7 protein-coding genes, 2 tRNA genes and 2 rRNA genes (1 of these 11 cut by a window edge) are annotated in these 13,407 nt (G+C 34.3%); 7 read left to right on the forward strand and 4 right to left on the reverse strand.

Annotation, left to right across the window (positions count from 1 at the left end; all coding sequences use genetic code 11):
* Positions 1 to 75: 75 nt before the first annotated feature.
* From queA to AWN65_RS02345, 3 genes are all read right to left on the reverse strand, one after another.
* On the reverse strand, positions 76 to 1,125 hold the full coding sequence (gene queA / locus AWN65_RS02335) for a tRNA preQ1(34) S-adenosylmethionine ribosyltransferase-isomerase QueA (RefSeq protein WP_060381699.1): 1,050 nt from the start codon (positions 1,123 to 1,125) through the stop codon (positions 76 to 78).
* A gap of 156 nt (positions 1,126 to 1,281) precedes the next feature.
* Positions 1,282 to 2,877 carry a LamG-like jellyroll fold domain-containing protein gene (locus AWN65_RS02340; protein ID WP_060381700.1) on the reverse strand — a complete coding sequence of 532 codons (1,596 nt, stop codon included), beginning with the start codon at positions 2,875 to 2,877 and terminating at the stop codon, positions 1,282 to 1,284.
* 1,114 nt (positions 2,878 to 3,991) lie between these two features.
* Entirely contained in the window at positions 3,992 to 4,696 is a 705-nt protein-coding gene (locus tag AWN65_RS02345) for a class I SAM-dependent methyltransferase (protein WP_060381701.1), read from the reverse strand.
* Positions 4,697 to 4,755: 59 nt separating this feature from the next.
* Between AWN65_RS02345 and AWN65_RS02350 the strand changes: the two genes are divergently transcribed.
* Positions 4,756 to 5,250, forward strand: coding sequence for a YkgJ family cysteine cluster protein (locus tag AWN65_RS02350; protein ID WP_060381702.1), 495 nt, complete (start codon positions 4,756 to 4,758; stop codon positions 5,248 to 5,250).
* A 137-nt stretch (positions 5,251 to 5,387) separates the two neighbouring features.
* On the forward strand, positions 5,388 to 5,975 hold the full coding sequence (locus AWN65_RS02355; protein WP_060381703.1) for a PAS domain-containing protein: 588 nt from the start codon (positions 5,388 to 5,390) through the stop codon (positions 5,973 to 5,975).
* 192 nt (positions 5,976 to 6,167) lie between these two features.
* Here AWN65_RS02355 and AWN65_RS02360 read toward each other — a convergent pair whose 3' ends face one another.
* Positions 6,168 to 7,415 (reverse strand): exo-beta-N-acetylmuramidase NamZ family protein, encoded by a 1,248-nt coding sequence (locus AWN65_RS02360; RefSeq protein ID WP_060381704.1) that lies wholly within the window; start codon positions 7,413 to 7,415, stop codon positions 6,168 to 6,170.
* Between the two features lie 6 nt (positions 7,416 to 7,421).
* Here AWN65_RS02360 and AWN65_RS02365 point away from each other — a divergent pair, with 6 nt between their 5' ends.
* From AWN65_RS02365 to AWN65_RS02385, 5 genes are all read left to right on the forward strand, one after another.
* A complete protein-coding gene (locus AWN65_RS02365; protein WP_060381705.1) occupies positions 7,422 to 8,672 on the forward strand; it encodes an ABC transporter permease in 1,251 nt (416 codons plus the stop codon).
* 531 nt (positions 8,673 to 9,203) lie between these two features.
* Positions 9,204 to 10,719 (forward strand): 16S ribosomal RNA (locus AWN65_RS02370).
* 73 nt (positions 10,720 to 10,792) lie between these two features.
* Positions 10,793 to 10,866 (forward strand) — tRNA-Ile (locus tag AWN65_RS02375).
* Between the two features lie 152 nt (positions 10,867 to 11,018).
* Positions 11,019 to 11,095, forward strand: a tRNA-Ala gene (locus AWN65_RS02380).
* A 219-nt stretch (positions 11,096 to 11,314) separates the two neighbouring features.
* Positions 11,315 to 13,407 (forward strand): 23S ribosomal RNA (locus AWN65_RS02385) (it continues 783 nt past the right edge of the window).
* Together the 16S and 23S rRNA genes with 2 tRNA genes alongside form the textbook arrangement of a ribosomal RNA operon.

A 13,407-nucleotide genomic window follows, 5' to 3' on the forward strand; every position in this document is an offset into this window, starting at 1 on the left:
AGTCAATTTTTTATTTAAAATAATTGTTCTTAATCCGATTTTTAGATAACTCTTTTGAAGTGTAAGTGATATGTATTATAAGATTAACATAGCGTCACCGTATGAATAGAATCGGTATTTTTGTTCTACTGCTTCTTTATAAGCTTTCATCATAAGGTCATGACCACAGAAAGCAGAGATCATCATTAATAAAGTTGATTTGGGTGTATGAAAATTCGTAACCATACAATCTGCAACGGAAAAATCATAAGGAGGGAAAATAAATTTATTAGTCCATCCTTGATAAGGATTTAATGTTTTATTAGATGAAACAGAGCTTTCCATAGCGCGCATGGTAGTAGTTCCTATAGCACATACTCTCTTTTTATTTGATTTAGCTTTATTAACGGTTTCACAAGCTTCTTCTGAAATTAAGACTTCTTCTGAATCCATTTTATGTTTTGATAAATCTTCTACTTCAACTGGATTAAAAGTTCCTAAACCTACATGTAGAGTTACTTCAGCAAAATTAATACCTTTTATTTCCAAACGTTTCATTAGGTGTTTTGAGAAGTGTAAACCTGCGGTAGGTGCTGCAACGGCTCCTTCTTCTTTAGCGTAAATGGTTTGATAACGTTCCGCATCTTCTTCTGTTACTTCTCGGTTAATGTACTTCGGAATTGGCGTTTCTCCTAAATCTACTAATTTCTGGCGAAATTCTTCATAGGATCCATCGTACAAGAAACGTAATGTTCTTCCACGAGAAGTTGTATTATCAATTACTTCTGCTACTAATGAATCATCATCACCAAAGTATAATTTGTTTCCAATACGAATTTTACGAGCTGGATCTACCAATACATCCCACAAACGTTGTTCTGCATTTAACTCTCTTAACAAGAATACCTCAATACGAGCACCTGTTTTTTCTTTATTTCCATAAAGACGTGCAGGGAATACTTTAGTATTATTTACAACCATTACATCCCCTTCATCAAAATATTCAATAATATCTTTGAATAATTTGTGTTCAATTTCACCTGTTTTACGGTGTACTACCATTAAACGAGATTCATCACGATTTTCCGCAGGGTATTCAGCTAATAATTCAGCTGGTAAATTAAAATTGAAATTGGATAACTTCATACTTTATTTTAAATTTTAGAAATTAAATTTCAGAAGTCTTCTGAAAATCAAGGGTGCAAATATACAATTGCAAAAGAGGGGTTGTCAAGTAAATTAAGATTTATTTTTTTATTTCCTTTTATTTATTCCTTCTCAAATGATTTATATGTAATATTTTTACTTTTTAATGATTGGTTTTACAACAACTTTTTCATTTATATCTTCTACTCGCAGTATATATATTCCTTCTTTAAAATCTGTCATATCTATTTGTTTATTACTAGACTTGTATATTTTTTTTCCTTGTAGATTATATATTTGAGCGGATTTTATTTCATTTTCAATATCTATATTTAGAATTTGATTAACGGGATTAGGATAAAGTGTAATTTTTAGGTCTTTTTGATTAAATTCAGGCGAAGATAAGGACGTATAATTTAATGCGTTTTGATGCTGATCTTTAATTAAATTTATTTCATATTCTTTTAGAACTCTATTGTAAATAAAAAACTTATCAATAGAGAGGTTTGCATTTTTAACGTTCATAAAGTTTCCATTTGAATCTGTCCCACTTCCTATAGTAAATTTATCATTAAATTTATACAGATTTGCTGCCTGATTTATATTTGTTGAAGTTTTAAAAATTCCATCTTCGTAAACCGCTATGTTAGTACTGGATCCTAATTTTGAGAAAGTAATTGCATAATGTTTCCATAACCCTAAAAAAGTAGTGTTTCTTAATTCAATTTCTGGTAAGCCATTAGTGGCATTATATGCTGCTGAAATTCTTAAGCTTCCTTGTCTTTCTCTAAAATATTGAGAACCAAAAATTTCGTAACTTGTACTATACAATGTTGTGGCGTTTCTTGGTCTATATTCCCAAAAACAGATTGTGTAATTTTGTTGGCTTAATGCGGTATTTAAACTTGTATTATATACTAACCCTGTTTCGTTAAAAGAAACTGCTTTTCCTCCATCTGTACTTGTAGTATATCCAATTGTTCCATTAGGTTGAAGATCATGTAATCCGTTGTGGCTATTTAAGTTATTTTCAAAATCATAAAAAGCTACTAATCCATTGTTTAAATCGGAATTATATACGTATTCTTTGCTAATTTGACCTATTGTTAGACAGTCATTAAATATTTTTAAATCATCTATTCTAAACCCAACGGAATTATAAGTGGTTGTATCTTGTAAAAATTGTCCTATTTTAAAAAGGGTTCCATTTGTATTCAAATTTATAGCGTATGAAAATAATTGTTTTGAATTTCTATACATCTTAATATTTGAGCCATCATACGTTACGGTCAATAAATAAAATTGATTTGTATCCATTCCATCAGAAGTAATGGTCATCTCATTTCCATTACCTCCACAAAAGCTGGTTATATTTCCGGTACTAACCTTGTCGTGTTTTAATCCAAACGATTCTAAAGGAGCTGTGGAACCATATTGAAAAAGAGGATTTTCTACTCCATTTAAAGGAAATGAACGAACTCTCATCATAATTGTTCTGGGATTATTTCCTTGTGGTAAATTAGGCAGATTTGCTTGAATATTAAAAGTACCACTTATATTTACTCCTATTGATCCATTATAACCACTCAAATAAGTAGGATTTGCGGTACTTGCAACTCCTGGGTTACGAACAAAACTAACCGAATTACTAACATCTGATAATGTATTATCAAAATTAAAATGATAAATGGGACTTTGGGCATTGACTAAAAAAGTGGTCCCTAAAACTAAAATTTGTAAAATTCTTTTCATGATAATTAAAACTTTTAGTCAAAAGTAAATGGATGCTAAAAAGAAATAAGGTTTGAGTTTACCAAACCTTATTTTTAGTTAACAAAATAATAATGCTGAAAAAAATTCCTTTTAATCAATATGGCAATAATATTTCTCTTAATCCAAACTGTATTTTTTGATTTTTCAATGGTGTTTATAGAGTATGTTTTTTTGTTTATTTATTCAGCTTTATTTTATTATTTTCTGTGTAATCTTTTTGGTTATACCATTTAAGTTTTAAAAATACTGTAAAAAGCTTTATGTAAAACTCATAGCCTGCTTTAAGTAATCTTAATAATTCTATATAAGTGTTTTTGAATCAGTCAATTTCTGCTCAACAGACTTCGCCATTTTATCTGATATTTGCTTAGTATTGTTTCCTCCACTTCTAACGTATAACATTTCAGAAATATCATTTTTTAAATAGTCTTGAACCCAAACTCTTACTGTCTTTTAAGTTCTCCCAAGCTTCTTAGCTATATCACTATAATAAACATATTTCCCTTTCTTAATTAGGATCAAGGTCTTTACTCGGTCTTTCTTCAAAGAGCCTGATGTCTTTGTTAGTAATTTTTCTAAAAAATCAAAATCTTCATTTATCACTATTTGAATTTTTTTCGGCATGCCTAAAATCAAAAAATATTCTAGTAAATTCAAAATTAAAATGGGATAACTCTTTTTCGGAGTTAAATAAAAATAACTACCAGAGAAAATATATAAACTAATTTTTTCTATCACAATACTCTTTGTAGAACAAAAAAAATATCTTTCTAAATAATTTAAGCCCTCAGATTATGCGTTAGACTTTGTGATGAAAACAAAAGGATAAAGAATAAATGTACAGAAATTTTTCTTATAGACATAGTCTTCTAGATTAAAAGAGAGGAACCCTTTTTTATATTAAAAGTAACCTTTATCTGTAGTGAAATTATAAAGCATAATCTGGGGTAAAAAATCCACTAAGAAACTTCTCTAATATTAATTTTACTTCAAAATAAAAAAGGACTCTGTTTTAGATTACAACCAATAAAAGCAAATTCTAAAAAAATCTTTTAAAAAAAACAAAGTTATAGACACTAAAAACAATATAAAATTATTTTGTAATTCTTGCTAAATAATCAAAATGGTCTCCCTCTTCTATTAATTCACATACCAAACCATTGGCATGACAAGCATTCTGTAGTGTATTATAGTCCATATAGAGCCAAGGAAAAGAAACCTCCGTTTCTCCTTTATAATGTATGGTAAACACTAATTCTCCATAATAACTACCAGCAGGAACCTCAAAAGCACCATCTTCGTCTTGATCAAACATATAAATAATATCTGAAGAATCAATAATAATTTGACCATTATCACTTAGCAAGTTTTTTAATTTTTGAAGATACTTAGAAGTCTCTTTTAGTGTGCCAAAAATACCTGTACCATTCATTAAAAGTAAAATGGTATCAAACTTTTCTTCCGTTTCAAAATGAATTAAACTTTCAGTAATTGTATTCTGAAGACCTCTTAATTTACAAGTTTCTATTGCATTTTTTGAAATATCCATAGACTTTACATAGAAACCTTTTTCCTGTAAATACAAACTATGACTACCAGCTCCACAACCAACATCTAATATTTTTCCTTTACTTAACTTAAGAGCTTTTCTTTCTAATTTAGGCATTTCTTCAAACGTTCTGAAAAGATACGATACCTCCATTTCATCCTCTTCAGAGATGTTAGTCTCTGTAATAATAGGTTCTGAATTGTTATTGTGATAATAATCTAATAAAGCCTTTCCAAATAAATCAAGCATTTTATATAAAGTTTCAGGTTTAACGTTTTAACTTTGTAGTTTAACTTGAAACTCGAAATTTGAAACCAGAATTAAACCAACTTAGTAAACTTGCCAAAGATAAGCATAATGAAAACAAAAAGTATTTCGATAAGCTAAAAAAGAAAACCCCAAAAAATCTAGACTATCTAATGCAAGAATTGCATGATGCCGAATTTAGAAAAAGTAATTGTTTGAAATGTGCTAATTGTTGTAAGACCACAGGCCCTTTATTTACTACAGCAGATATAGAGCGAATTGCCAAATACTTTCGATTAAAACCACAACAATTTATTCAGCAATATCTCAAAATAGATGAAGATAATGATTACATCTTACAAAATTTACCATGTACTTTCTTAGACACTGAAAATTATTGTATGATATACGAAGTACGACCTAAAGCATGTCGTGAATTTCCTCATACAGATCGAAAAAAATTTCAACAAATAACAAATCTCACATTAAAAAACATTGCCATCTGCCCAGCAGCTTATAATATAGTAGAAGAAATGAAAAAAAAATTACCATTATAAAATAAAAACATAGGAAATTTCTGAATTTATTTATGAAATTCTTTTTTATTTATATTTTTTTTTATTAATATGATATTTGTCATGTTTTTTGTTTCTCGTTTTTTTGAACATTTGCCCGTTTTTTTAAAAAAATACGAATGTTAGATAAAGCAAAGCCCGTTCCTATTGATAGAGAAGTTAATTGGAATAAAACAAGAACAATTATTAGTAAAACAGACCAATATGGAACCATAGTTTCAGTAAACGATGTCTTTTTAGAAGTTTCGGGATATACCGAAAAAGAATTATTAAAACAACCACATAATTTAATTAGGCATCCAGATACACCTAAAGCCATTTTTAAAATCCTATGGGATAATCTAAAAAAAGGAGAAAACTTTTATGGTATTGTAAAGAATATGGCTAAATCAGGTGAATATTATTGGGTTTTGACAGATTTTGATATTGTTGACGGAAATAAAGGATATCAAGCAAGAAGAGTTGCAGTTCCTGAAGATTTAATAAAAAAAGAAATAGAACCATTATATCATAGAATTAGAAAATTAGAAGAATTTTACGGTGCAGATGGAGGAGAAAACTATTTAAAAGGATTTTTAGAAAAAGAAGGTAAAACCTATGTAGAATACATTAGATATGTAATAGATAAATATTCAAACTCTAATTTTGAAGAAAAAAGAATGACAGAGGAAGAAAGTAGAAGTTTTTTAAGAAAACTATTTGGATAGATAAAATAAACGTAAATGCAAAATTAAAAGATAGAAAGTGTCCTAAGAAAAGATTAAAATTAAATTTGTTACTTCAGTATAAACAAGAGAATATTACAAGCAATACTTGCAAATTACTCCTTTGACTCATTAGAACAAATTTAAATAATAATGTAGCTTTTGGACACCTTCTTGTGAAAAAAAAGCGAAAAATCAATATTCCTTATTTAAATATTTGGATCTAATATTCTTAAAATTTAATAAACCCTTCTTCCAAGATTTACGAATTTCACTTTCAGAAACGCCATTTTCTATTTGCTCTTGAAGTTGTCTATTTCCAGCTAGTTTTGTGAAAAAATCATTAAAGAAAGGATTCATAGTTTGAGAATTTTCCTTATACGCCTTTATTAACCATTTAAGCTCAAGTTGTCTTACTTTTTTTATTTGAGTCAAATCCTCTCCATAACAAGTTCTTCCATTCCAAATAGGATCCTTGGCACCTAAATTTGGTAAAGGAGTAAAAATAAAATTATTTCCAATCAAATAAGGAGAACCATAAATTTGAAATTGTTTTTCAGTACCACGTCCTACACTTACATTCGTTCCCTCAAAAAAACAAAGAGACGCATATAGATTAATAGCTTGTGCATTAGGCAAATTAGGAGAAGGCTTTATAGGTAAATCATAAAACATCTCGCGATTATAATTTTTACACGAAATAATTTTTAAATTACATACAATTCCATTTTTAAGCCATTTTTCACCATTAATCATTTTCGCATATTCCCCTATAGTCATTCCATGTAATACAGGTACGGGGTGCATACCAACGAAACTTTTAAACTGAAGATCTAAAGTCGGACCATCTATTATACCGCCGTTAGGATTAGGCCTGTCCAAAACCAACAAAGGAATATTATTTTCAGCACAAGCTTCCATAACATAATGTAAAGAAGAAATATAAGTATAAAAACGAACACCCACATCCTGTAAGTCAAAAACCATAATCTCAATTCCTGTCAATTGATCTGAGTTAGGTTTTTTGTTACTGCCATAAAGAGAAATAATAGGTAACCCTGTTTTAATATCCTTACCATCCTTAATTAATTCTCCAGCATCAGCTGTACCTCTAAACCCATGCTCAGGAGCGTATATTTTTTGTAAATTAATATTATTACCTATTAAAAAGTCAACTAAATGAGTTTTATCCTGTAAAATTCCCGTCTGATTAGTTACAATGCCTACTTTTTTATCTCTTAATAAAGGTAAATAAACAGAACTGTTGTCAGCACCAGTTAAAATACTTCTATTTTGTATGTTAGCATCAAAAGAAGTAGTAAATTCTCTAATAAAAAACTTTTTATATTCCCTCTCTTCTGTTTTATTTTTGCAATTTCCACAAACAACTATTGTTAAAAGCAAGAATAAAAATGTATTTTTGAAAACCAATTTGTAAACCATTATCAATTGAATTTAGAATTTTTTATCGCTGATAGACTAATACGAACTAAAGAACGTAAAAGTAATATTTCTGCTCCAATAATAAAAATAGCTATAGCAGCTATCGCAATTGGTCTGGTAATGATGATTGTTTCAGTAGCAACAGGTGTTGGATTACAAAATAAAATACGACAGAAAGTATCCGCTTTTAATGGTCATATCATAATATCTAATTTTGATGATAATAAATCACAAGTAAGTCTTGATCCCATATCAACCAATCAAGATTTCTATCCAAAATTTAACTCCGTTGAAGGAATTAAACACATACAAGCAGTAGCAACCAAAGCAGGCATTGTTAGAACTGAAAAATCTTTTGAAGGTATTGTTTTCAAAGGAGTAGGAAAAGAATATGATTGGGAAAATATTAAAGAATACCTAGTGCAAGGAAAATTGCCCAATGTAAAATCCAAACTTAATAACGAAGTTATTATTTCCGAATATTTAGCAAATCGCCTCCTGCTAAAAATAGGAAATAAATGCAATACCTTTTTTATGAAAGAAGAAGGAAAACTACCTAACCTTCGTTCTTTTAAAATAGTAGGTATTTATAATTCAGGTTTTCAAGAATTTGATGCAGTATACATTTTAGGAGACATTCGTCATATCCAACGAATAAATAAATGGAAAAACACAGAAGTAGGAGCTTTTGAAGTTTTTCTTCATAATTTTAATCAAATAGAAGCAAAAGGAGTAGAAGTCTATAATAACACAATAAATAAAGAAGATCCCACTAAAGCATTAGACACCCAAACGATTGCTCAAAAATATTACTATATTTTTGAATGGCTCAAATTATTCGATTTTAACATAGTAGTTATTCTTGTTATTATGATTGTTGTAGCCACCATAAATATGATAGTTGCCTTATTAGTCCTAATTTTAGAGCGAACTCAAATGATTGGAATCTTAAAATCAATAGGAGCTGATAATTGGACCATTAGAAAAATATTTTTATACAATGCAATCCATTTAATTGTAAAAGGATTGTTGTGGGGTAATGTTATAGGAATCGGACTCTTATTTATTCAACAAAAATTAGGAATAATAAAACTCAATCCAGAAAATTATTACGTAACCACAGCACCCGTAGATATCAATTGGTTTGCCATTATTTCCTTAAATATAGGCACCGTCTTAATTTGTCTTCTAGTAATGCTTATCCCGTCCTATGTAGTTACTAAAATTTCTCCTGTAAAAGCTATAAAATTTATGTAAAAGGAAAGAACTTTTAGAATCAAAAAACTCCTTTTAAAAAAATATACAATACTAAATACTAAAAGAATAACAAAGGAAAACAAACCCCGTTTTTTAGAACCAAACACGACCCAAAATAACAAATAAAAAACCCAAAACAATCCAAAACAAATAAAAAACAAAGTTAAATATTTGAAAAACAGCAACTAAAAAACAAAAAACAAAAAAAGCAAAAAAAGACTAGGAAAAAACAAAAAAAAGAACGTACCTTTGCAGCCGCAACAGCGAAGTTCTTTAACAAAACCTTAAGATAAATTTTAGAAGCTTACTTCAAAAAAAGTTTTCAAAAAAAATCTTGCGAATTTAAAAAGAAGTTTTACCTTTGCAGCCGCTAAGACAATAAGTCAAAAGCGAAAAACAAAAGAAACAAGTTCATAGACATATTGGATTGACAGCACGTTTTAATAGTAATATTAAAACAAAAAAAATAAGAGAGTAAGAAAACTAGCATTCTTTGTCAAAAATATTTAGTTCAAAAGCTATAAAAAACATACGATGAAGAGTTTGATCCTGGCTCAGGATGAACGCTAGCGGCAGGCTTAACACATGCAAGTCGAGGGGTAGAAGGAGCTTGCTCCTTTGAGACCGGCGCACGGGTGCGTAACGCGTATGCAATCTACCTTGTACAGGGGGATAGCCCAGAGAAATTTGGATTAATACCCCATAGTATTATTAAATGGCATCATTTAATTATTAAAGTTCCAACGGTACAAGATGAGCATGCGTCCCATTAGCTAGTTGGTGTGGTAACGGCACACCAAGGCGACGATGGGTAGGGGTCCTGAGAGGGAGATCCCCCACACTGGTACTGAGACACGGACCAGACTCCTACGGGAGGCAGCAGTGAGGAATATTGGTCAATGGACGCAAGTCTGAACCAGCCATGCCGCGTGCAGGATGACGGTCCTATGGATTGTAAACTGCTTTTGTACAGGAAGAAACACTCCCTTGCGAGGGAGCTTGACGGTACTGTAAGAATAAGGATCGGCTAACTCCGTGCCAGCAGCCGCGGTAATACGGAGGATCCAAGCGTTATCCGGAATCATTGGGTTTAAAGGGTCCGTAGGCGGTTTTATAAGTCAGTGGTGAAATCTGGTCGCTCAACGATCAAACGGCCATTGATACTGTAAGACTTGAATTACTTGGAAGTAACTAGAATATGTAGTGTAGCGGTGAAATGCTTAGAGATTACATGGAATACCAATTGCGAAGGCAGGTTACTACGAGTACATTGACGCTGATGGACGAAAGCGTGGGGAGCGAACAGGATTAGATACCCTGGTAGTCCACGCCGTAAACGATGGATACTAGCTGTTTGGAGCAATCTGAGTGGCTAAGCGAAAGTGATAAGTATCCCACCTGGGGAGTACGCTCGCAAGAGTGAAACTCAAAGGAATTGACGGGGGCCCGCACAAGCGGAGGAGCATGTGGTTTAATTCGATGATACGCGAGGAACCTTACCAAGGCTTAAATGGGAAACGACAGATTTGGAAACAGATCTTTCTTCGGACGTTTTTCAAGGTGCTGCATGGTTGTCGTCAGCTCGTGCCGTGAGGTGTCAGGTTAAGTCCTATAACGAGCGCAACCCCTGTTGCTAGTTGCCAGCGAGTCAAGTCGGGAACTCTAGCAAGACTGCCGGTGCAAACCGTGAGGAAGGTGGGGATGACGTCAAATCATCACGGCCCTTACGCCTTGGGCTACACACGTGCTACAATGGACGGTACAGAGAGCAGCCACTACGCAAGTAGGCGCGAATCTACAAAACCGTTCTCAGTTCGGATCGGAGTCTGCAACTCGACTCCGTGAAGCTGGATTCGCTAGTAATCGCAGATCAGCCATGCTGCGGTGAATACGTTCCCGGGCCTTGTACACACCGCCCGTCAAGCCATGGAAGCTGGGGGTACCTGAAGTCGGTGACCGCAAGGAGCTGCCTAGGGTAAAACTGGTAACTAGGGCTAAGTCGTAACAAGGTAGCCGTACCGGAAGGTGCGGCTGGAACACCTCCTTTCTAGAGACAAAAAAAAGAAAATAGACCCTTACTCTCGCTGTTAATTCAAAAAAAAAAAAGACTTAAAATACAGAGTCTCGTAGCTCAGCTGGTTAGAGTACTACACTGATAATGTAGGGGTCGGCAGTTCGAGTCTGCCCGGGACTACAAACAAATTTGAAAATTGATTAATTTGAAAATTTAAAAAAATTAAGTTTAAAAGGAAATTCTAGAAGCGAATTTTGAATTATAAATTTTAAATCATGAATTTGAAAAATAATTCAAAATATATAAATCAACATTCAAAATAGAAAAAGAATGGGGGATTAGCTCAGCTGGCTAGAGCGCCTGCCTTGCACGCAGGAGGTCATCGGTTCGACTCCGATATTCTCCACCAAATTGATTTGAAAATGAATTGATTTGAAAATTTGAAAATGAATAACATCTTCAAATTAACGAATCATCAAATCTTCAAATTGAATAAAGTTCATTGACATATTGAGATAAACATACAAACAAGTAGAAAGAACACTTTAGTAATTAGTACAGAGTGAATAGTAATTAGTCTTAGGGCTAGTCACTAATTACTAAGAACTAATCACTAAAAAAAAGAAAACAATAAGCAAAATAAGGGCGTATGGGGGATGCCTAGGCTCTCAGAGGCGAAGAAGGACGTGATAAGCTGCGAAAAGCTACGGGGATTGGCACACACGAATAGATCCGTAGATATCCCAATGGGGCAACCCAATGCATTGAAGATGCATTATCCAATAGGAGGCAAACCCGCTGAACTGAAACATCTAAGTAGGCGGAGGAGAAGAAAACAAAAGTGATTCCGTAAGTAGTGGCGAGCGAACGCGGAATAGCCCAAACCGTTGTTGTTACGGCAATAACGGGGTTGTAGGACCACAATATTTCTTATAAACAGAATTAGAATAACCTGGAAAGGTTAACCAAAGAAGGTGAAAGTCCCGTATAAGCAAAGAATATAAAGAATAGTGGTATCCTGAGTAGGGCGGGGCACGAGAAACCCTGTCTGAATCTGGCGGGACCATCCGCTAAGGCTAAATACTCCTGAGAGACCGATAGTGAACCAGTACCGTGAGGGAAAGGTGAAAAGAACCGTGAATAACGGAGTGAAAAAGAACCTGAAACCATACGCCTACAAGCGGTCGGAGCAGCATAAGCTGTGACGGCGTGCCTTTTGCATAATGAGCCTACGAGTTACCGTTACTGGCAAGGTTAAGTGATTAAGTCACGGATCCGTAGCGAAAGCGAGTCTGAATAGGGCGCTATAGTCAGTAGTGGTAGACGCGAAACCGTGTGATCTACCCATGGGCAGGATGAAGCTGTGGTAACACACAGTGGAGGTCCGAACCGGTTGACGTTGAAAAGTCTTCGGATGACCTGTGGGTAGGGGTGAAAGGCCAATCAAACTCGGAAATAGCTCGTACTCCCCGAAATGCATTTAGGTGCAGCGCTGTGGTAGAGTTATATAGAGGTAGAGCTACTGATTGGATGCGGGGGCTTCACCGCCTACCAATTCCTGACAAACTCCGAATGCTATATAATATACACAGCAGTGAGGGCTTGGGTGCTAAGGTCCAAGTCCGAGAGGGAAAGAACCCAGACCATCAGCTAAGGTCCCCAAATGTATGCTAAGTTGAACAAACGCGGTTTGATTGCATCGACAGCTAGGATGTTGGCTTGGAAGCAGCCATTCATTTAAAGAGTGCGTAACAGCTCACTAGTCGAGCGATCGAGCATGGATAATAATCGGGCATAAGCATACTACCGAAGCTATGGATTTGTACACTGTACAAGTGGTAGGGGAGCATTCTAACATCGCCGAAGGTGTCTTGTGAGAGATGCTGGAGAAGTTAGAAAAGAAAATGTAGGCATAAGTAACGATAAGGGGTGCGAGAAACACCCCCGCCGCAAAACTAAGGTTTCCGCAGCTATGCTAATCAGCTGCGGGTTAGTCGGGTCCTAAGGCGAATCCGAAAGGAACAGTCGATGGCCAACGGGTTAATATTCCCGTACTACTTATAATTGTGATGGAGCGACGCAGTGGTGAAAGTACCGCGAACTGACGGAATAGTTCGTTAAAGCACCTAACTATAGGCCCAGTAGGCAAATCCGCTGGGACTGGTGAAATGCGATAGTACTCGGAGTCTTCGGACAAAGGGATAGAGTACCTAAAGGCTGCCAAGAAAACCTTCTAAACATAGATTATAAGTACCCGTACCGTAAACCGACACAGGTAGTTGAGGAGAGTATCCTAAGGCGCTCGAGAGATTCATGGCTAAGGAATTAGGCAAAATAGACCTGTAACTTCGGGAGAAAGGTCGCCAGCGCAAGCTGGCCGCAGTGAAAAGGTCCAGGCGACTGTTTATCAAAAACACAGGGCTCTGCAAAATCGTAAGATGACGTATAGGGCCTGACACCTGCCCGGTGCTGGAAGGTTAAGAGGAGATGTTATGAGCAATCAGAAGCATTGAATTGAAGCCCCAGTAAACGGCGGCCGTAACTATAACGGTCCTAAGGTAGCGAAATTCCTTGTCGGGTAAGTTCCGACCTGCACGAATGGTGTAACGATCTGGACACTGTCTCAGCCATGAGCTCGGTGAAATTGTAGTATCGGTGAAGATGCCGATTACCCGCAGTGGGACGAAAAGACCCTGTGCACCTTTACTATAGCTTAGTATT

Source organism: Flavobacterium covae, from assembly GCF_001534645.1.
In the GTDB taxonomy this organism is placed as follows: Bacteria; Bacteroidota; Bacteroidia; order Flavobacteriales; family Flavobacteriaceae; genus Flavobacterium; species Flavobacterium covae.

Coding starts and splice junctions, on each gene's coding strand:
- AWN65_RS02360 (WP_060381704.1), bottom strand. CDS start 7,415: ATGGTTTACAAATTGGTTTTCAAAAATACATTTTTATTCTTGCTTTTA.
- AWN65_RS02355 (WP_060381703.1), top strand. CDS start 5,388: ATGTTAGATAAAGCAAAGCCCGTTCCTATTGATAGAGAAGTTAATTGG.
- AWN65_RS02345 (WP_060381701.1), bottom strand. CDS start 4,696: ATGCTTGATTTATTTGGAAAGGCTTTATTAGATTATTATCACAATAAC.
- AWN65_RS02340 (WP_060381700.1), bottom strand. CDS start 2,877: ATGAAAAGAATTTTACAAATTTTAGTTTTAGGGACCACTTTTTTAGTC.
- queA (WP_060381699.1), bottom strand. CDS start 1,125: ATGAAGTTATCCAATTTCAATTTTAATTTACCAGCTGAATTATTAGCT.